The sequence below is a fragment of the Streptomyces sp. SN-593 genome (assembly GCF_016756395.1).
In the GTDB taxonomy this organism is placed as follows: domain Bacteria; phylum Actinomycetota; class Actinomycetes; order Streptomycetales; family Streptomycetaceae; genus Actinacidiphila; species Actinacidiphila reveromycinica.
This window is the reverse complement of sequence record NZ_AP018365.1, coordinates 3,824,359-3,844,005: the sequence shown is the minus strand read 5'-3', so window position 1 is coordinate 3,844,005 and position 19,647 is coordinate 3,824,359. Positions and strand designations below refer to the sequence as shown.

The following is a 19,647-nucleotide window of genomic DNA, read 5'->3' as shown; positions in this document are numbered from 1 at the left end:
GTTCAGGTCACCGGGCCCGGCACGTTCGGGGCGGGAAGGGGCGGTCAGGCGATGGGGCAGGCGAGTTCCGTCTGCGCGCCGGTGGCGCCCGTCGGGCAGACCGGGACGGTGACGAGGCGGGTGTCGACGGAGCGGTCCACGAGGGCGACGCATTCCTCCGCGAACAACGCTGTGTAGTCGTTGGTCACGAACTTGGTGCTGTCGTGAACGACGCCGAGGTTGACCTCCTCGCCGCGGCCGATCTGGAGCGAGCCCGCCGGGTACATCAGGAAGGACAGCTCAGCCGGCCAGCCCGTCGCCGGGTCCGGCCCGCCGATCTCGGTCGGCACGCCCGTCGTCGGCGTCGGCGCCAGGCCGCGCGCCCACTGCACCCGGACACCCAGCGTGCTGAACGCGTTCTGGATGCAGTTCGGGTCGATGTCGCAGATGTCCTTGCCGTTCTGCCGGGCGACATCGGCCAGGAACATGTTCCGCGCCCACCACGGGAACACGACCTCGAGAGCCGTGCTGTCACAGAGGCTGTGCCGCTCGATCATGTCGGCGGCCTGGAGGCCGATCGCGCCGTAGATCGCGGACAGGGCCGCCATCGTCTCCGGCAGCACGACGGGCGTTGCGGTCGCCACGGCCTGCTGGAACAGGACCTGACGGATGCGGATCTCGTGCGCCACCATCGCGTTGCGGAGGTACCAGGCGACCAGCTCGGGGAAGTGGCGCTGCGTCAGGATGCCGGCCTCCAGGCAGACACCGACCGCGTCACAGCGCACCTCGACCGGGTCGGGGCACGGCACGCGGAAGCAGGGCTTCTCGGCGCCGCTGATGTCGTCGGCCTCGGTGTGCACCCACGTCATGGACGACACATCGAGCGACAGCGGCTTGTAGTACCTCAACCCTCCGCGCGCGAGCTGGATCTCGGGGGCGTCCCACAGCATGTCGGGGCACGAGGTGTCGGTCAGCTCGTAGATCGTCTCCGAGGGCGCGCACCAGCCGCCGGACGCCACGAGGTCCTTCTCCGGGAGGCGCCGCTGGCTCGACGCGTGGAGCGCCACGGTGGTGCCCTCGGGCGCCGAGCTGGAGTCCGTGACGATCAGGTCGTCCGCGTACGGGTGCCGGTACGAGATGACCTGACCAACGCCCCCACCTGCGGTTTTGAGGGCATTTGCGCGGCTGATGATGCCCGCGGTGATGTCGCTGAAGTCGAGCGGGGAGCCCGGCGCGTAGCCCGGGACGTCGACCGCCGCGGTGATCGTGGTCGTCGGGGCCGGCGCCTCCGGGAGGACGCGCGGCTGACGGCGCCGGACACCGGAGAGGTTCAGCGCGGGCCGGTGCGCCGACGCGGCGACCGCCTTCGGGGCGGGGTCGGCCTCGGGCTCCGGCTCGGCGTCGGTGGCCGCCGCGGTGGCCTCGTCGCCCGGGGCGTCCTCGGTGCCCTCCGGGGCGGCGTCGGTGTCCGTGTCGGTGGCGTCTCCACCGCGCACCTGCGCGGCCAGGGCGTCGATCTCGGCGGCGGCCTGCTCGGCTGCCTCGCGGCGGGAACCCTGCTCGGTACGGATCGCCTCGACGGTGGTCGCGAGGGACCGAAGAGCGTCCAGATCCTTTGACGTCACACTCGTCGACGTCGACTTCGCGTCGAACGCAGCGACTGCGCCCGAGAGAGCGTCGGCCAGCTCCTCGTCGGTCAGAGCAGTGATGTCCTCGGGCACTTCGAAGTCGGCCATGGCTGAGCACTCCTGGGATTGATCGGGAGTGTCCAGGCCCAAAACCATCAGACGCTGACGCCCAGCATAGCCAGGCATCAGCGTCCGAGTCCGTCACGAGCTACGCGGGGCCCTCCTTCGGCGGCAGCCAGGACCAGGTCTTGCCGGTGCCGATGTCGCCGATCGACTTCTTGGTGACGCCGTACCGTTCGCCGATCACCCGGTACGACTGTCCGGCCGCGATGAGTCGACGGATCTCCTGCACCTGCGGCGCCGTCAGCTTGTGCTTCGCGTTGAGTTCACCGCGGGCGCTGCGCCCAGCTTCGACCTTGTCCCGCATGTTCTGCGCGTTGTCGCCTGCGTAGAGGTGCCGGATGGAGATGCACCCTTCCTCGCCTCGGTGGCAGGTGTGGAGAACGTGCCGCTCTCCTGGGTCGCCATGACGGATCGTCCACACCGCGCGGGACGCGTTCATCCACGTGCCCTCGTAGTCGATGAACGGTCGGCCGGTGAACCGCATGATGATGCACTCGTCGCCGGTGGCGTGGGCAGCGGCTTGCAGCTCTGCAAGCAGACCGCCGGGGCTGCGCATGATGGTCTTGAGCGGATCACCGTGCGTTCGCCAGCGGTAGTAGTGCTTGCTGCACAAGCCGTGACCGTGCACGGGCCCGCATGGCCCATCTGCGCCCGCAACAACGCACGTAGTCTTGCTCACTGTCGACTCCTACTCAGTCGGCCTGAACCCCCCGCTCTGCTTGCCGGCGTGCGGGGGGTTCTTACGTGATCATTCTAACTGAAAAAGGCGTCTGACCTGCGGGTTTACCTACTTCTGGGTGGGTGGCTTGGTCGTCGAAGTGGCAAGGGCGCCCTCCTTCTCCTTCTCGCGGACGATGCTGCCCGCGTACCGGCGGGACACTGCTTCGCTGGTGGCCTTCGACACCGAGCTGTACAGCACCTTGCCGTTCCCGCCGTCGGCGACGACCTCGTACTGCTGACGCTTCTTCGTGCACGAGCAACCCATCAGGCTGTCCCTTCCGATTCGGTGGTGGTGCCGGCCGCGATCTGTTCGCGGGCGGGGGCGATGACGGACGCGGCGAGGCGCTGCGCCTCTGCCTTCGCCGCGTTGTCGCGCTGCTCCTGGCGGCGGTCCATCGCCGTGAGGAGGACGTCCAGGAACGGCACGGACGTGAGGAGCGCCGAGGCGATGGCGTCGACCTGACCGCTCGGCAGGTACGGCCTGTCCGGACGGTTGTCCGGCCGGGTGTCCGGATGCTGTCCGGGCAGGTCAGCCGCCGTCCGGGCCTTGTCGTCCGGCGCGGTGTCCGGGCTGTCCGGGACGGTGTCCGTGTCGTGTCCGGACACGTCCGGGGCGGTGAGCATCCCGGCCGCCGACGCCGCCAGGGCGAGGTTCGACCGCTCGGTCACCGCGGTGGCGAGGAGCGGCGAGGAGTGCCCGGGGACGGGCACCGACAGGACCGCACGGAGCTGCCACCGTCCCCCCGGCCCCTGCTTCATGTGGTAGCTCGGCTGGCAGCCCTGGAACACGGTGCGGTCCCAGTCCGACAGCCACGGGCCGGCCGCCCCGGAGAACCACAGCCCGCCCGCGTTCTGCCCGACGGTGACGATCCCCGCGACGGTCCTCGTGTCATCGAACTGGCACGCCGCGTCGCTGCACTCGGCGCCGTCCCGGGTGTGCGGGGCGTTCATCGTGAACGCCCCGGCCCGCACCGTCGACCCGTCGTCGAGCTGGAACCGGGCCCGCAGGAAGTGCGTCAGGTCCAGGCGCCCCAGGGACTCGATCGTCAGCTTCCGGCCGGGGAACCCGGCGTGGGGCTCCCCGGCCTGCGCGACCCACCCGTAGATCCGGCCGTCCGCGTAGTGCACGCCCCCGGACCCGGGCGGCAGCTCGGCGGCGGTCGGCTCCCGGAACCACGCGGCGGGCATCGGCGGCAGGTCGGCCATCGCGGTCCACGCCGACGCGACCAGGTCCCGCATGGACTCCGTCTCGTCGCCGTCGTCGTCGGGGAGCGCCGCGGCGGTCGCCTCGTCCTGCGCCCCCTCCGAGGACGGGCCGACGTACAGGCCGGGGGCGAGCCGTACGATCCGGCCGGCCTTCGCCGCCCGGGAGAGGTGCCCGCGCGCCGTGTCCATCTTCATCGAGCAGGCGCGCGCCACCTCGCGGGCGCCGACCGCGATCGGGGAGCCCTTCACGTACTGGACGACCTGCATGTGCGCGGGGCTCGGCCCGGACCCGGACGCCCACAGGTCCTCGTCGTCCTGGGCAGTGGGCTCGGGCTGGTCGTCCAGGACGATCCGCGCGCGGTCGTAGGCGGGCATCGCGACGAGGGTCGCGCCGCGCAGCCGGGCCCGGGTGACCCGCATCAGCAGGTCGCCGGACGACTCGCGGTGCACGACGGTGCCGAGGTCCTGGTCGTCGCGGTCGCCGGCCGCCGCGGTGAGGACACCGGTACCGGCGAACGCCTCCTGCACGGCCGCCGCTGACACGAGGCCGCCGCTCCCCGTGACGAGCTGCGCCCCCTTCGCGGTGCGGGACAGGTACGAGCCGGACGCGGTCCACTCGGTCGTCGCCGACGCGGTCACCATCCACGAGCCGTCATCGAGGCGCAGCATCGACGCGGAGGCGAGCGACGCGAGCAGCACGACCTGGCCCTCCTCGTCCTCGGCGGCCGGGGAACGGTCCACGAACTCCACGCTGACGTCGTCCAGGTCGACGGAGATCCCGAGCGGGGCCTTCTCCCGGAGGAGGGTGAGCGCGTCGGCGCCGGCCGGGCGGTTCGGGTAGAGGACGCCGCTGCCGGTGATGCGGTCGCCGTCGCGGCCCATGCCCTGGATCGACCCGGCCAGCTCCGCGCCCTGGTGCCCGACCAGCATCTCGTCGGCGTACTGGAGCGGCCACGGGCCGGGACCGGACCAGTACAGCGACCCGGGCCGGAACACGCGGCCGTCGCCGGTCTCCGTGTCCTCGAAGGCCAGGGCCGTGTCACCTGGGGTGGACCAGGCCGGGGCCGTGGTGGTCAGGGTGTCGTCGTCCATCTGGGATGCCTCCACTCCGTGGGCGAGCGGGATGTCGGTGTACTCACCGGCGAACGCCACCCGGAGACGGTCGAATCGGATGGGGCCGAGGCGCTGGTTCAGCGCGGTCAGCAGGGCCGGGCTACGGGTGTACGCGGCGCAGACGTGGGGCTGCCACGGCGTGTGCTGGGCCGGGAGGTCCGGCTGCCGGTGCATGTCCTCCAGCGCGTTGACGGCCGCCCAGCGGGCCGCCTCCAGGCCCGGCGTATCGGCCGGCCGGTCGGGGTCGTCGCCGACGGACCACACCCAGCACGGTGACTCGCCGTCGGCGTTCCAGTGGTTCGCGCCGAACGCCCGCCCGCCGATCGCCCCATCGGGGAGGCGGTCCCGGATACCGGCGACCAGCTCGGCGCGGTGCTCGGTGTCCCAGGCCGCGCCCTCGCCGAGGTAGTACAGCGTCAGGTGCAGCTGGTCGGCCGGTTCGGAGCCGGGCGCTTCGAGGACCAGGCGCGCGGCGTCCTCCTCGCTGGGCAGCAGGGCGATCATCGCGCCGGTGTAGGTGCCGGCGGCTGCCGTCACGGTCTGCTCTGGTTCCACACTGCTCTCCCTTGACTTCTTAAGTGCCGTCGCCGGGCGCGCTTGAGATTCCATGGCTGTAGCGCGGAGTTCGGGGGCCACTCCGAGGCGGCACCGGCAGTTCACGACCAGGCCGACCGGCGCGGTCGGGTCGCCCGGGGCGTCCATGTGGACCCCGGCGACGGTGAACGGCTCATCGAGGAGCCGGATCTGCGCGTCCACGTCGTCGTGGCTCTCGCGGACCCTCGTGTCGTGGCGGGTGATCCACTGCTTCACGACGGGCTTGTCCGGGCCGGTCGCAGCCCTGGCGGCGGCGAGCGTCGACATGTTCCACGCCCTGCTGGCCTCGGTCTGCGCGACGCGGCGCTCCCGGCCGGGCCCGAGGTTCGAGCCCTCCCGACTGAACGCCGTACGGAGCCGTTCCCTCAGCTGGTCGATGTCCTCGCCGGCGTCCAGGCCCGCGGCGAGTTCCCGCCGTGCGGCCTCCGCGAGCCGGTCACCGACCGCGCGCAGCAGATGCTCCGTCACCTCCACGTACGAGGCGATGTCGTCGGGGAGTTCCCGCCCGTCGTCGTAGCGGCCGGGGAGGTTGTCCCAGCCGTCCGGCAGGTCCTCGCCGACGTCCTCGGCCGCCGCTTCCGCCGCGGTCTGCGAGATGCCGAGCAGGCGCCGCACCACCCCACGGACGCGGTTACCCCACATGCCGGCGATGCGGCCCACGGAAAAGCGGGCCGCGACCAGCTCGGTCGCGGCCTGGACGGCGTCGGCGAACTCGTCGGCGGTCTCGGTGAGCGCGTCGGCGACCGCCGCGGCGATGTCCTTCTCGGCCTGGTCGAGCTGGCCGTTACGATCCGGCACAGACAGCCTCCTGCGGTACGGCCTCGCAGTTGAGGCAGTACTTCCAGCCGCCAGCCTTCTTCGGGCCGGTGGTGGTGCGGACGGTGATCTCGACAACGGAGAGGGCGCCCACGTACCCGCACTCGGGGCACGTCTCCCACTGCGTGGCCGCGCCGAACGGACCGTCGGCGTCTTCCTCGGCGTGGCGGTCCTGCGCGTCGAGCTGCCACGCCATGACCTCCTCGGCCAGGGACCGGTCGGGGCAGTGGGAGCACCAGCCGAGGACGCGGTGCGAGGGGATGCTGTGCCCCAGCGGGGCCTTGTGCGGGTGGGTGGTGTGGCTAGCCACGGTCGATCCTCCGGGGCGGGAGCGGATGGTCTGTGTCGTCGCAGATCTCGCACCAGGTGCGTGTCCCGACGGTCGAGATGCCGTCCGGGGTGAGGAGCAGGAGGCCGACGGTGAGGCACGTCCACGCCTTGCAGACGGCGCACCAACTGGCCTCCGGGGTCGCGGCGTGCAGCACGAACGCGGTCCATGGCCGGTGGGACGCGGCGGTCCCGGGTGGCCGGCTCATGCTGCTGCTCCGGCGCACGAGGCGAGGACCGACGGCACCAGGTCGTATTCGTGGTTGATCCCGGCCGCGATCAGGCCGCGTACGTAGTCGTCGAGGGACGCGGTCAGGCACTCGGCGTCGATCCGGTGCCGTTGCGCGATCTCCGGGACGCGCGCCCATGCGCCGTCGAGGAGGCGCCACTGGTTCGTCTTGTCGAAGTCGACGGGGAGCAGCGTGTGCATGGTCGCCGGGTCGACGTCCCGGTACTTCGAGCGTTCGGAGCGGGGGCACGCCGGGGTGTTCCGCAGGGTCTTGCCCGCTGCGGTGAGCGCGGACCAGATCAGGACGTCTGCGGCGGCCACCAGCCCGCTGTGTGGGCCGGCCGCCGCCGAGGCGGGCAGGGTGTCGGGCTCGGCCTCGGACTCGTCCACGGGGAGATCCGGGGCGGGCGGGGGCGTCTCCTCGTCCTGGCCGTCGTCGTCGTTGGTGTTCTGGCTGGAGCTGGACTTGTTCCGGCGGGCCAGCTCCTCGGCCGAGGGGGCGTCGGAGTCATCGAAGCCGGTCTCACGGCGGAGCGCGTCGTCGCTGATGACGCCCCGGTCGTACGCCTGCAACGCGGTCTCGGACCGGTTGGTGCGGACGCGGAGGGGGCTGGTGTCGTACCAGACCATCCAGCGGTGCCAGTCCTCGACGCCTTCCGCTTCGAGGATCGGGCGGAGCCACTGCTGTGTCAGGCAGTGCGCGAGCGTGGCGAGCTTGGGTTCGATGCCGAGGCGGATCGCCTCGCTCGTCAACGCCCAGGCCCCCCAGTGGTTGACGTCTCCGAGGCCGAGCAGGATCTCGGCGGGGATCTCCAGGCCGGTCGCGAAGCGGCGTACGGCCTCGTCGCGCAACTTCAGCGCCAGCTCGTCAAACTCGGACTCGAAGGTGATGTGCTTGAACTGGGCGATGGCCTCGGCCGGCAGCTCCAGCATGATCGGCACGGTCGCCGCGGCGGACTCGGGGTCACGGATCGCGGTCTCCGCGATCGACATGAACACTTCGAGGAGGTCGTCCTCGGCGCCGCCCTGGGGGCCGGGCTTCGTCGGGAAGCGGATGCCCTTGGGGACGAGGAGGATCCCGCGGCCGGTGATGCGCGACCGGGCGACCGCCTTCACGGCCGCGTTGAGCAGGACCAGTTCCTCCAGCAGTTCCAGGCTGGAGCGGACGGGGCTGTCGGCCTCGATGGCCCGCTCGGGGTCCGGCTCCCACACGCGGATCGCTACCGGGGCGTCCGGGTCCATGTTGTCCGGGTCGCCCTCGGGGATCGGGACCTCTTCGCCGTCGATCTCCGCGATGAGCTTCCCGGACTGCTGGCGGATCTCCTTGACGGACAGGACCCGCCAGTCGTGGCCGTCCTCGGGGGCGTACGGGGACAGGACCTCGCTGTTGGGGCGTACGACGATCCAGCCCTCGCCGGGGACGGTGAGGTGCTTGCCGAACGCGCCGAGCAGCTTGGCCTGGCCGTCGGCGCCGCCTGCGATCTGGTCGACGATCTCGGCGGCGCGGTGGCCGGCCGGGGCCTGGTCGATCGAGCCGTCATCGTCCCGTACTCCGGCGTAGAGGCGGGCGCCGGACATGGCGTTGCCGATCCACGAGGCGGCGAACCGGACTTCGGGGACGGCGTGGTACATGTCGTAGGCGCGGCCCTGCCACGACTGGTCACCCACCCCGCGCCCTCGGATCTTGCGGGAGGTGTAGCGGGAGGCGGCTGCGGTGATCTCCCGCGTTGCCATCAGGCGCTGTCCTTGCGGGAGTCGTCCCACCGGTTGAGGAGGACGGCGGCGCCGGCGACGGCCAGCCACTCGATGCCGTGGACGAGGAGCGGGGCGCTGCTCCAGGTGCCGGTGACGAGGAGCCACGTCGCGAGGACGGCGCCGGCGACCCACCAGCCGGAGCAGTAGACGCAGGAGATCAGCGTCATCACGGCGTCGCGGACGGTGGAGTCGGGCTTGTCCTGGTACCAGGCGGCGATCCGGTCGCGGGCCGGGTCGAGGATCGAGTCGTGGACGACGAGCTGTGTGCCGCGGTACCCGGCGAAGGCCAGGAGGGCGAGTTCTGCGGGGGTGATCATGGGGCGTCCCCTGACGGAAGATCATCGGCCGGTTCAGGCCGGGGATGATAAGCCATCCCGCGTGATCGGTTCCGACAGAGTCTCAGCAGGTCAGACGCCGTTTTAGATCAAAAACATGGGTTGTTCAGAACAGGGCCATCGCGTCGGCGGGCTCCTCGGGGGGCGTCTCGATCGCGATCTCCAACTGGACGCCCGGGGTGGGCCAGTCCACGATCAGCAGCGATCCGGCGCAGGACACGAGGACGCCCTCGGCGTCGCGGCGGGCGCCGGGGGCGTCGTGCCGCCACAGACGCCCCTTCGTCAGTCGGCCGGCGACGGGCCCGGCCGCGATCTCCCGGGAGCACTTCGGGCATTCCACGCGGGGCAGCTTCATCACCCGTCCAGTGTGGCCGAGTCCCGGGGGTGGCCGGCCGCGCTTACAGGAGGTCGGCGGGAATCCGTACGTGGCCGTCGCCGAGGAGCTGCTTCGCGAACTCCGCGCGGGCGTGCGCGGCGTCGGTGCCGAGCCAGGCGGCTGCGAGACGGACGCCGACGCGGTGCCGGGCCTCGACGGTCAGGCCCTCGCCGGCCAGGGACTCGTCAAGGTGGTCGAGGACGGCCCGCAGCCGGTGCGTCTCCGCCGCGTACTCGGGGTCGTGGAGCAGCGCCCGGCCCGACTCCGGGTTCGCGGCCACGTGCTCACGGATGATCAGTTCGCTGCTGCGCTCGTCCATGCGGGCAGTGTCCCACGGGGCAGCCGCCGGATACTCGTACCGTTGCCTCATGACTCTCACCCCTGACGAGTTCCATGCCGAGCTGCTCGCGGCCCTCCGCCCCGCCCCCGAGACTTCCCCGGTCCAATCCGTCCAGGTCGAGGACGACGCCGGTCTCCACGTCATGTTCTACCTGCCTGAGGGAGACGACCGTTACGCCGACGGCGGCACGCTGTTCGTCCCGCGCGCCGTGCTCAACGGCTGACGTCACCGTGAGATCCGCCGCCCGTACGGGCCGGCCGAGCTGGGCGGTGCGGCCCGCCCGCCGGTCGGCGCCGTCGGCAACGGGGCGTGGACGATGGCACCTTGGTTGACCTCGGGGATCAGGCCGTACACGAGGACACAGGAGGCGTCGATCCGGCCGGGGCTGTCCGCGTCGGTCGGCATCCACGTCGCCCACTCGTTCTCCAGGTCCGTCATCATGCCGCGCAGCCGTACCCGGTCCTCGATCATCTGCTGCGCGATCGGCTCCGCCCGGAGCAACTTGCCCTGCTTGGCGTGGACGGCGTCGATCAGCGGCATCAGCTTGTTCTCGGGGATCGTGCCCTCGTCCTGCAACGCCTTCCACGCCGTGGAGATCGCCAGCGTGCACATGTCGCGGCCGAAGTTCCACTCCACGTAGATCACGGCGGCGTTCGTCTCGTGCGCCAGGAGGCAGGCCCGCCGGGACCACTCCACCGACGACATCGCCGCCGACACGTCATGCGTGATCCACACCCGGTTGTCGTCGCCGAGGAACCCGCCGATGACGCCGGCGACGTCCCGGCCGCCGCCGGACGGGTCGATGCTGACGGCGATCTTCTGCGGCTCCACGGGGGTGACGCCGTCTCGGATCGCCCGGAGCAGGTCCCGCGACACCAGCGCGCCCTCGGCCGGCTGCGGGTCGCCCTGCGACAGGGCGTGCCAGTCCCGCACCGACGACGTCTTCTTGACGTCCGCCCACCAGGCGAGGAGCGCCCGCCGGTTCCGTGTCGGGATCTTCGGGTGGGGCAGCGGGTCGCCGGGGGCGCGGCCGAGCGGATCCGGCCCGAACTTGGCGTCGGCGATGGCGGGCAGGTGCACGACCTTCCACCGGCCGCCGTCCTCCAGGCGGCCGTCCTCGTCCAGGCGCCGCCCGGCGAAGTCGTCCGGATGCCACCTGGTCTGGATCGCCACCACGGCGTTCCGGTCCGGCTGCAATCGTTTCAGGGCGGCCGACGACCACCAGTCGTGGACGCGTTCCCGCATCTTCGCCGACTCGGCTTCCGCCCGGTCCTTGTGCGGGTCGTCCACCACGAGCAGGTTCACCGAGAAGCCGGTGAGGCCGGCCCCGAGGCTGACCGAGCGGACGCCGCCGCCCTGCTCCGTCTCGTAGTCCTGCGCCGCCTCCGACCCCGCCATCAGGGCCAGGTCGAATTCGGCGCCGTACTCCTGGATGTACCGGCGGATCGCCTTACCCCGGCGCAGCGCCAGGTCGTCGGAGTACGAGGCGACCGCGGCCCGGTCCTCCGGGTGCAGGCACAGCCACCAGAACGGCGCCCACTCCGCGACCGTCGTGCTCTTCCCGACCTGGGCCGGGGTCAGGACCAGCAGCCGGTCGTACTCGCCGCGCTCCAGCCCGACCATCGCCTCGCTGATGACCCGCAGGTGCGGGCGCATCCGGTACGAGGCGTCCAGGCCCCGGGCGAGCGTCGCCGGGTCCCGCAGCAGATCCCCGGCCGCCGCCTTCTTCGCGGCCTGGAGCCTGCGGTACACGGCCTCGTCGTCAAGGTGGTCCAGCTCGCTGACGGCGGACAGCGCGCTCACTCGTCGCCACCACTGCCCTCGGCCGGGAGCGGGACGGCCGGCCCGCCGTCGTCCTCGCCGGCGTCATCGTCCTCGTCGTCGGGCGGCAGGTCCACCACGTCGTCGCCCTCGTCGTCGTCCTCCCCGTCGAGAGCGCGGACCCGCCGCGACACCGACGCGGCCAGCTCGGCGAGACGTACCCGCCGCTGCTCCGGCGCCATCTGGGAGAACTCCGCGACCTGCACCGTGAGCGGGTCGCCCCCGGCGCCTGTGACCGCGATCGTCTCCGTCGGATCACCGAACAGGTTCCGCCGCAGCCGCATCGTGGTCTCCACGAACCGGGTGAACTCGGCGATCGTCATGTCGCCGACCTGCTGCTGTACGTGCGGGAGGGCCTGGCCGACCATGCCGGTCATCACGCGGAGGATCTTCATGTCGTCGCGGGCTGCGCGGCGGCGCTCCTCTTCCATCTCGGCGGTGTACTGCCGCTGCTGGTGCGTGTCCCAGGCGCTCGCGCGGTCCTGCCAGCGGTACTGGGCTGCCAGGGCTCGTACATGGCTGTACGAAAGTGCTAGCTCGTCTGACGCTTTTGCAAGGGTTCTGGTGAGGCCGAGGTCGCGGAAGACGAGGAACCGTTGGTGGCGCTTGGGGGTCTCGCCGGTCTGCCGTTCCCATGGGTCGAGGGCGGGGTCGAGGGTGATGCGGTCGCTCATGGGCGTCTCGGTCCTGTGTGCCTGCGCGGGGGGTGCGCGGGGGTGGTTCGGGGTGGGGTGTGCGGGGGCCCGCGGTGCGTGGTGGCGTACCGCGGGCTGTCCCGTGTGGGGGTGGGTCAGGTGGCCGGCTCGTCTTGTGCGGCGGCTTCTGCGGCGGCTTGCTCGACTTCGCGGCGGGCGATGTCGGTGAGGAGCGCGATCATCGTGGTGAAGTTCCGGACGTCCTTGCTGCGGCCGAAGGCGTAGACCGCTGAGGCGAAGTCCTCGAACTGGTCGACGGAGGCGACGCCGACGACGTCTGTGCCGCTGGCGATGGCGGTGATGGCGTCCTTGAAGTCCTCCATCTGGTGCGGGAGGAACATCAGGGTCGCGGAGCGCCAGTCGAATTCGCCGTGCGGGATGGCGAGCTTGGTGTCGTCGGCTTCGACGGTGGGGAGCTGGTCCTCGTCGAGGCCGGTGGCGATCAGGTCGTCCACGTTGTCGATCATGGAGACGAGCTGTGCGAGGACGTCCTTGTCGGGGTTGCCGTGCAGCTCGTTGTGCGCGATCTGCTTGGCGATGACCTCGGAGCGGCGCATCTTGCGGGTGTCGATGATCGCGGGGATGCGGTTGATGCCGGCGGCGCGGGCGGCGCGGGAGCGGTGGTGCCCGGAGATGACCTCGACGGGGCCCTCGCCGCCGGGCTGGTGGCAGTACGGCAGGGATTCGAGGCCGCCGCGCTTGCGGATGTTCCCGGTCAGCCGCTCGAAGTGCCGGGGCTGCATCACCTGGGCGTTGATGTCCTGCTCGCGGAGCGAGGTGACGTCGACCCAGCGGATGTACAGGTCCTCGCCGATCTGCATCGTGTCCATCGGCATGGGGACGCCGGCCGCGTCGGGGGTGTCGCTGGTCATGCTGTCGTCTTGCTGCGGCTCTTGCGCCATGACTTCTCCCTGGTCAGGAACGTGGTGAGGGTGTGGTGGAGGGTGTCGGTGTTCCAGTCGGCGCGGTACGACAGCTTGTAGCCGTCGGGGTGCTTGGCCCTGGACTCCAGGGCCATCAGGCCGCGCAGGCCCTTCGCTTCGGGGTGCCGGGTGTACTCGACGGTGACGAGGCCGTTCGACGCGGCGAGGAGGATTTCCGAGGCGCCGGTGAACACGGTCTTCGCGGTGTCGCGGCGCAGCGCGCACATCGTCGCCAGGCGGGTCAGCCGGTACGAGTGGTGGGGGGCGCCGAACGCGAACCGCATCAGCAAGTGGGTCGTGTACTTCGTCGCGCCGGGGTAGGGGCGGGTCATCGTCTCGGCGCCGTAGCCGATGACGCCGGCGGCGTAGCCGTCGACGGCGACGAGGAGGTTGTACGAGCCGGGGGCCGCGGCGAGGCGGTGCATCCACAGGTCGCGGTAGTAGTCGCACTCGGTGCCCTTCACCGGGATCACCTCGACCCGCGAGTCCTTCGTGATCTCGTAGTCGGGCGGGATGATCGGCAGGCCGGACGGCGCGTACGAGCGGGACATGCCCAGGGCGACCTTCGGCCCGCCGGTCAGCTTGAAGATCTCTTCGGGCCGGTTCGAGATGACGTACGCGCGGGCGGTGTCGCCGAGCGGGTGCGCGAACACGGGCGTCGGGTGCGCCGAGACGCCGGTGCGCTCCTCCTGGAGGAACATCAGCAGCGCCGCCTTGCCCTCCATGTGGTCGGCGAGCCGCTTCATGTCGACGTCCGGGTCGAACACCGAGTACGGGGGCTCCGCCCAGTCGACCCGGCCGCCGGTGTCGAAGAACTTCTCGAAGCCGGCCTTGTACGTCGGCGGCGCCGCGATGATGATCGCGTGCGGGTCGTCCTCGGCCTCCGCGATGTGGTCCCACATGCACTTCGGGGTGAACTTCACGCCGGGGAGCCGTTCCGCGATCGACGCGAGGCTGTCGGCCAGGCGCTGCTTGTGGACGTCTTCCCGCTCGACCATGTCGGTGACGAGGTGGGTCCAGTAGTCCGCTTCGCCCTTGGCCTGCATACGGGCCAGCCAGTGGACGTACAGCATGTGCGCGGCCTGCTCGTGGAGCGGGGCGTCCGGCAGGTCGACCGGGTCGCCGTCCAGGGTCATGCCGAGCGCGGCCAGGTCGCCGCCTGAGACGCAGGTGCCGACGATGCCGGTGTACAGGGTCACGTCCGACGTCTCCATGGACGCCGGGGGGATGCCCGCGTTCGCGGCGACGAGCGCGGCGGCGAACGAACCGACCCCCACCTCGACGTACCGCGTGTACTTGTCGCGGGGGAGCTTGTTGAACACCTGTCGGTAGAAGGCGCGGTCTGGGGCTGAGGAGTTGCCGGCGAACAGGACGCCGGGCTGAGCGAATCCAGCGGGCATGGGGGTCCCTGGGGCGGTGTACTTCGCTCGGCCCACAACCAGCAGCGTGCGAGGAAGGGTAGCCGCTTCACCTGGGCGGACCCGGTGGCCCGGTGGCCGCCGGTCGGTGGTTGGGGAGGGTGGGCCGGTCGCCGGCGAGGGAAGCCGTTGTGGGCGAACGAAGATCCCCCCGGCCAGGTGGCCGAGGGGATCGGGGTGGACCGCGGAGGAGGACTCGAACCTCCAACCTTCCGGCTAAGAAGCCGGTGCTCCATCCAATCGAGCTGCCCGCGGGGGCTTGTCGCAGGGAGGACAGTACCAGTCACTCAGGGTGTCGCTCCGACATCGGGCGGTAGCCGTCGACCAGGTCGAGCATCCGGCGGAGTGCCCGGGGGGCGTAGAACGTCTCTTTCCCCCACACCGGATACACGCCAGCGTCCCGCAGGGCGACCAAGACCGTCTGCTCAAGCTGGTAGGCCGCGCCGTCGGGCAGGCCGGTAAGGAGGCGCACCACTTGGTCCAGGCCGAGTTGCCGCCGATGCTCACCCAACCGGGGGCGGGGGTCGCCGGAGGTGATGCCGACCTTCACCAGCTCGCTCCACTGGTCGGCGACGACGTACAGCACGTCCCAGGCACCCGCGCAGATCGAGCAGATGCCCTGTCCTGACATGACGTTGGTGGGGCGTGGGGTGCAGTGGTGGCCCTTGGCGCATCGCACCCGGTGGGACGTCTGGTTTCCGAGCCAGGTGGGTTCGAGCAGAGTGGCGCCGATCTCCTCAAGGCGCACCCGGAACGCTGCCTCGGCCGTCTTGGGATCTGACCCTGCGCAGGTCCGGCAGACGCCACGTCCGCGATCGACGCTGCTTGGCCATACAGCGCAGTCGTGCCCCTGGACGCAGCGGACACGATGCCGCGTCTTGTTACCCAGCCAGGTGGCCTCCAGGAGGGTGGCGCCGAGTTCGGCGAGGCGGGCCCGGAACGCCGACTCTGCCGTCCTCGGGTCTTGCCCAGCGCAAGCCCGGCAGATGCCGCCACCCGTGGCAACGTCTTTCGGTCGAGGCGTGCAGTCGTGCCCCTGCGCGCACCGGACGCGGTGGGGACGATCGACGCCGAGCCACTGGGGCTCGATGAGGGTTGCACCGTGCTCCGCGAGGCGAGCCAGGAACGCGTCCAGGGCGGCCTGTGAGCGAGGGGGAAGCGGGCGGGGGGTGGGGTTCACCGTGTCTCCGTTGGGTCATGAGAGCGGCTGGTGGCCGGGGAGCGTCGGCTCCCCGGCCACCGGTCGATCAGCGGTCAGAACAGGGTCGGCGGCTCCTCGGGCTTCGGCTTCTTCGGCCGGGCCGGTGCCATCCCGGCCGGGTTGGGCAGCTCGGGGACGTCCCAGCCGAACCGCTGCCCGAACCACTCGGCCGCCCATCGGCGGTGGCAGTCCAGCCCACCGTTGACGTCCTCGAAGCACATCAGGGCCGCGGGGACCTCTGGGTACTTGTGGGCCAGCTCCTCCAGCGCCGCCAGGATCTCCGCCTCCCGGACCCGCAGGCGCTCGCGGTAGATCTTCCGCTCGATCTCGATGTTGTCGATCTTGGCGAAACGACCCTTCATCAGCTCATGCGGGGCGAGGACCGGCACGGCCACGAAGTCGTAGCGGACGAAGCGGGGCCGGCCGACGGTGACGCCGACGGGGAGGTAGCCGCTGCTCTCGCGCCAGTTCTGGTAGCGGGTGGTCGCGAGCTGGAGGGGCTGCGGGACCTCGATCCGTTCGGCGGGCGCCTCGGGGGCGTTCAGGTCCAGCCTGCTGAGGTCGATCATGGTGACTGCTCCCTTACTGTTCGTGGTGGGTGGTGGTACCCGGGCCCCGGCCGTCTGGCCGGGGCCCGGCGCCGTCAGGCGGCGTTCTCGGTGGTCTTGGTGGTCTCCGCAGGGAGGGCGTCCGGGGCGATCCGGATAGAACCAGCCCGGACCGCCGCGGCGGTGGCGGCCTTCGCGATGTTCAGGGACGCCTTGCTCGCCACGTCCTTGAGGTGGTCGATGCGCATCCGGTTGCCCGGGATGCCGCCGTGGGCGCCGGAGAGGAGGATCGCCAGCTCATCGACGTCCATCGTGGCGATCTCGCTCAGGATCTCGCCGGCCGTGCTCAGCTTGCCGATCTTGCCGACGAGCTTCTGCCGGTCGGCCACGATCTGCTCGCGCCGGGCGACGTCCACTTCCATCTCGGGGAAGAAGCCCTCAGCTCCGGCCGTACCAGGCTCCTTCGGCTCGTCGGCCAGGATGAACATCACGCTCTGGTTCGCCGCCTCGGTCTCCTCGTTGCGGACTCGGGTGCAGAACTGCTCAGCCTCGCGGGGGCTGTTGAACTGGCCTCGGCTCCAACGGGCGATGAATGCGTTCTGATTGGCCGTGCTGATCTGGGCCACGTACCAGGCCAGGCCGACCGGCAGGTGGCCCTTGAGGAGCGCTTCCTGCACCACGGGCGTCAGCTTGAGGAGCGAGAGCCGCAGGTCGATGTAGTTCCACGACCGTCCGACCCGCTTGGCGACCTCGTTGGCGTCCAGGCCGAAGTCGAGGAGCTTCTTGAACGCCCTCGCCTCCTCCAGCGGGGTCATGTCCGCCCGGCCCAGGTTCTCGGCGACCGACCGGGTGAACGTCTCCAGCGTCTCGGCGCCGCCCTCCAGGCCGTGGACGACCATCGCGTGCATCTCGGTCAGTCCGGCCAGGCCGGCCGCCCGCCACCGGCGCTCGCCCGAGATGATCGTGTAGCGCTTCGAGGCGGGAAGGTAGCGCACGGTGATGGCCTGCTGCTGGCCGATCTCCTTCATGCTGTCGGCCAGTTCCTGGAGGGCGTCCTGGTCGAAGATCTCGCGGGGCTGGTTCTCGTCGCGGTCGATGCGGTCGGTGGGGATGGTCTTGAGCGCGGTCTTGAGTTCCGCCGGGGTGGGCTCGGCCGCCTTCTTCGCCGGGGCCTTCCTCGCGGGGGCCTTCCTCGCGGGGGCCTTCGTGGCCGCCTTCTTCGCCGTCGGGGCCTTCGTGGTCGCCGGCCGGGTGGCCGCCTTCCGGGCCGGGGCCGCCTTCTTCCGGTCCGCCTTCGGGGCCTGGTCGGTGGCGGTCGCGGTGGTGGTGGCGGTCATGGTGCCCTCCGTGGGTGGTGGGGTGGTGGTTGGTGTTACACCTTCTTCATTGACCAAATGCATCCGGGGTAACTCTGTTATCCAAAGGAGTTTGGTCAAGGAATCGGCAAGCAAACCCGCAGGTCAGCGGCGTTTCTGGCGCTCAGGCCGGTGCGCCGAACAGGTCGAGCTGGGCGGCCTGGACGGTGGGCTCGGCGGGCTCGCCGGCCACCCGGTGGGCGAGGTGCTGGGCGATGGTCCAGCGCAGCCAGGCGCCGCCGGTGGCGCGCTGTCCGGCCGAGGTGGAGAGGGTGAGGCGGTCGGCGCGCGCCTGGTGCGCGGTGCCGTCGAGGATCAGCCACACCTCGCACTTCGGGCCGCCGAGGGCGGTGATCATGGCCAGGTGGTGGATGTCGCCCCACCCGGGGTGCAGTGCCCCAGGAGCGACCCAGACCCACGTGCCGAGTCCGACGTCGCCGGGTCCGGCCGTGGTGTGCCGGTAGGGCGGGCGCTGCTTCACCGGCCGCGCGGGCTTCGGCGGGTAGTAGTGGCTCGGCGGGTAGTGCGGGCGGGCGGGCCGGAGCTTCGCGGCCTCGGCCTGGACGGCTTCCTCCGTCGTGTAGCAGCGGGGGCCGTCGTGCCACCGGCGGGGCGTCGTCCTGTCGTGCCAGGTGGCCGCGCCGCAGACGCACCGTCCGGCGCTCAGGTACTCGCCCGCGATGGCGCACGGCCAGGAGGTGCCGCAGGCCCGGCAGGTCGGGTTTCCGTCGGCGATGCCGTGGGGCAGGTGGCTGTCGGGGAGGTAGATCGGTCGCAGGGCCCAGGTCATCGGGGCCGTCCCTTCTCTGGCTCGTGGGGTGGAGGTGAGGGCGGGCCGGGGGCGCTGGCCCCCGGCCCGCCCGGGGGCCGCTACTGGGCCAGGACGTGCACCGCGCTGCCGCCGTCCTTGCGGGGGCGGTAGCACAGGTACTCGCCCCACTCGTCGTTCAGGCGCTTGCCGGTGCCGTCCCAGATCAGCAGCCGGTCGCACTGGGCGCACGGCCCGGCGTCCTCTCCCGGCGTCCCCGCCGGCCGGGCCTCCGGCTCGGTGGTGGTGGGCTCGTGCATCTCCTCGAGGAAGCTCAGCACCGACGGGAGGCTGTTCGCGCCGACCGGGGTGATGTCCTCGTTCCGGCTGACCTCGTCGAAGTCGTCGGTGGCCACGATGACCTTCATGCATCCGGCGGCCTGGGCGATGCTGACGGCCGCGGTGACTTCGCGCACGGGCCGGACCCGGCCGTCGAGGCCCAGTTCGCCGATCAGGGCCACGCCGTTCAGTGCGGCCGGGTCGATGGTGCCGGCCGCCGCGAGGGCGGTGCAGGCCAGGGCCAGGTCGGAGCTGGAGCCGGACCGGAGGACCGCCCAGTGGGTATCGATCCGCATGGTGCCGGGCTCCCACTCCAGCTCGCTGTTCACGATGGCCGCGCGGATGCGGTCGCGGGTCTCGCGGTCGACCGCCGAGTTCGGGCCGGTCATCCAGAAGGCCGGGGTGCCGCCGGGGGTGAACTCGGCGGTCACCGTGGCCATGCCCTTCGGGGTGGGGAACGAGGTGGCCGCCGTGCGCCGCGCGGTGTGCTCGCCTTCGGGGAGGGTCACCGTGCGGTACGGCTCGCCCTGGTCGGCGACCTCCCATCCGGCTCCGGCGAGCCCGCCGAAGGGGATCGCGTCGGACAGGACGCCGTTGATGTCGTCCACCAGGCCGTCGTGGAGGTCGCTCTTAGGGCTGGCGGGCGCGTACCAGATGGTCTTGCCGTCGCCGTCGAGGACCGCGTGGAGTTCCTTCTCCTCGGTGTCGACCGTCATGACGGCCGCCTCGGGGAGGGCCTGCCGGATGAGGCGGGCCACGTACTCGGTGCTGTTGCGCAGGAGGACGGTGCGGGCGCGCCTGGCGGTGAGGTAGGCGTCCTCGCTGGCGTGGGAGAGGGCCGCGGTCGTCGGGTCGGTCTGGACGGCCAGGGCGTCGTGGTTGGCGGCCCGGGGGACGGTGGGGTTCTCGTGGAGGCCGGTGATGTCGCCGCCCCCGCAGTGCTGCCGGAAGTGCGCGTTGTTGGCGATCATGGAATCCGTGCGGTTGTCGCTCATGGGCTGGCCCTTTCTGGGTGGTGGAGTGCCGTCGGCGGCTCCGGGGCGGGCGGCGCGCACCGG

General features: G+C 71.4%; 20 protein-coding genes and 1 tRNA gene. 1 reads left to right on the top strand and 20 read right to left on the bottom strand.

Annotation, left to right across the window (positions count from 1 at the left end):
- Positions 1-44: 44 nt before the first annotated feature.
- The 10 genes from RVR_RS16065 to RVR_RS16020 form a co-directional block, all read right to left on the bottom strand.
- Positions 45-1,715: a major capsid protein gene (locus tag RVR_RS16065; protein ID WP_202234512.1), complete on the bottom strand. Its 1,671-nt coding sequence runs from the start codon at positions 1,713-1,715 to the stop codon at positions 45-47.
- A gap of 100 nt (positions 1,716-1,815) precedes the next feature.
- Positions 1,816-2,343, bottom strand: coding sequence for a helix-turn-helix domain-containing protein (locus tag RVR_RS16060; protein WP_202234511.1), 528 nt, complete (start codon positions 2,341-2,343; stop codon positions 1,816-1,818).
- Between the two features lie 174 nt (positions 2,344-2,517).
- Complete coding sequence (locus tag RVR_RS16055; protein ID WP_202234510.1) at positions 2,518-2,715, bottom strand: hypothetical protein; 198 nt, start codon at positions 2,713-2,715, stop codon at positions 2,518-2,520.
- Positions 2,715-6,161 (bottom strand): phage minor head protein, encoded by a 3,447-nt coding sequence (locus tag RVR_RS16050; RefSeq protein WP_202234509.1) that lies wholly within the window; start codon positions 6,159-6,161, stop codon positions 2,715-2,717. The genes RVR_RS16055 and RVR_RS16050 overlap by 1 nt, the downstream gene beginning before the upstream one ends.
- A complete protein-coding gene (locus RVR_RS16045; RefSeq protein WP_202234508.1) occupies positions 6,148-6,489 on the bottom strand; it encodes a hypothetical protein in 342 nt (113 codons plus the stop codon). Before RVR_RS16045 ends, RVR_RS16050 begins: the two co-directional genes overlap by 14 nt.
- A complete protein-coding gene (locus RVR_RS16040; RefSeq protein ID WP_202234507.1) occupies positions 6,482-6,715 on the bottom strand; it encodes a hypothetical protein in 234 nt (77 codons plus the stop codon). The genes RVR_RS16045 and RVR_RS16040 overlap by 8 nt, the downstream gene beginning before the upstream one ends.
- Entirely contained in the window at positions 6,712-8,469 is a 1,758-nt protein-coding gene (locus RVR_RS16035) for a hypothetical protein (protein ID WP_202234506.1), read from the bottom strand. The genes RVR_RS16040 and RVR_RS16035 overlap by 4 nt, the downstream gene beginning before the upstream one ends.
- The gene (locus RVR_RS16030; protein ID WP_202234505.1) at positions 8,469-8,807 is read right to left on the bottom strand and encodes a DUF1360 domain-containing protein; all 339 of its coding nucleotides are present in this window, start codon (positions 8,805-8,807) and stop codon (positions 8,469-8,471) included. The genes RVR_RS16035 and RVR_RS16030 overlap by 1 nt, the downstream gene beginning before the upstream one ends.
- A gap of 124 nt (positions 8,808-8,931) precedes the next feature.
- Positions 8,932-9,183, bottom strand: coding sequence for a hypothetical protein (locus RVR_RS16025; RefSeq protein ID WP_202234504.1), 252 nt, complete (start codon positions 9,181-9,183; stop codon positions 8,932-8,934).
- Positions 9,184-9,223: 40 nt separating this feature from the next.
- The gene (locus RVR_RS16020; protein WP_202234503.1) at positions 9,224-9,520 is read right to left on the bottom strand and encodes a hypothetical protein; all 297 of its coding nucleotides are present in this window, start codon (positions 9,518-9,520) and stop codon (positions 9,224-9,226) included.
- Positions 9,521-9,569: 49 nt separating this feature from the next.
- On the opposite strand from RVR_RS16020, the gene RVR_RS16015 reads away from it, so the two are divergent.
- Positions 9,570-9,764: a hypothetical protein gene (locus RVR_RS16015; protein WP_202234502.1), complete on the top strand. Its 195-nt coding sequence runs from the start codon at positions 9,570-9,572 to the stop codon at positions 9,762-9,764.
- Positions 9,765-9,766: 2 nt separating this feature from the next.
- On the opposite strand, the gene RVR_RS16010 is transcribed toward RVR_RS16015, so the two are convergent.
- The 10 genes from RVR_RS16010 to RVR_RS15965 form a co-directional block, all read right to left on the bottom strand.
- Positions 9,767-11,344, bottom strand: coding sequence for a terminase large subunit domain-containing protein (locus tag RVR_RS16010; RefSeq protein ID WP_202234501.1), 1,578 nt, complete (start codon positions 11,342-11,344; stop codon positions 9,767-9,769).
- Positions 11,341-12,036: a hypothetical protein gene (locus RVR_RS16005; RefSeq protein WP_202234500.1), complete on the bottom strand. Its 696-nt coding sequence runs from the start codon at positions 12,034-12,036 to the stop codon at positions 11,341-11,343. Before RVR_RS16005 ends, RVR_RS16010 begins: the two co-directional genes overlap by 4 nt.
- Before the next feature lie 116 nt (positions 12,037-12,152).
- The gene (locus tag RVR_RS16000) at positions 12,153-12,959 is read right to left on the bottom strand and encodes a ParB N-terminal domain-containing protein (protein WP_202234499.1); all 807 of its coding nucleotides are present in this window, start codon (positions 12,957-12,959) and stop codon (positions 12,153-12,155) included.
- Positions 12,926-14,380 carry a putative antirestriction adenine methyltransferase gene (locus RVR_RS15995; protein WP_202234498.1) on the bottom strand — a complete coding sequence of 485 codons (1,455 nt, stop codon included), beginning with the start codon at positions 14,378-14,380 and terminating at the stop codon, positions 12,926-12,928. Before RVR_RS15995 ends, RVR_RS16000 begins: the two co-directional genes overlap by 34 nt.
- A 196-nt stretch (positions 14,381-14,576) precedes the next feature.
- Positions 14,577-14,653, bottom strand: a tRNA-OTHER gene (locus tag RVR_RS15990).
- Between the two features lie 28 nt (positions 14,654-14,681).
- Positions 14,682-15,146 carry a hypothetical protein gene (locus RVR_RS15985; protein WP_202234497.1) on the bottom strand — a complete coding sequence of 155 codons (465 nt, stop codon included), beginning with the start codon at positions 15,144-15,146 and terminating at the stop codon, positions 14,682-14,684.
- Between the two features lie 506 nt (positions 15,147-15,652).
- Positions 15,653-16,168: a DUF488 family protein gene (locus tag RVR_RS15980; protein ID WP_202234496.1), complete on the bottom strand. Its 516-nt coding sequence runs from the start codon at positions 16,166-16,168 to the stop codon at positions 15,653-15,655.
- Between the two features lie 74 nt (positions 16,169-16,242).
- Positions 16,243-17,484 (bottom strand): ParB/RepB/Spo0J family partition protein, encoded by a 1,242-nt coding sequence (locus RVR_RS15975; protein WP_202234495.1) that lies wholly within the window; start codon positions 17,482-17,484, stop codon positions 16,243-16,245.
- A 142-nt stretch (positions 17,485-17,626) separates the two neighbouring features.
- A complete protein-coding gene (locus tag RVR_RS15970) occupies positions 17,627-18,292 on the bottom strand; it encodes a hypothetical protein (protein ID WP_202234494.1) in 666 nt (221 codons plus the stop codon).
- A gap of 80 nt (positions 18,293-18,372) precedes the next feature.
- Positions 18,373-19,584, bottom strand: a complete 1,212-nt coding sequence (locus RVR_RS15965; protein ID WP_202234493.1) for a magnesium chelatase domain-containing protein — start codon at positions 19,582-19,584, stop codon at positions 18,373-18,375.
- Positions 19,585-19,647 lie beyond the last annotated feature (63 nt).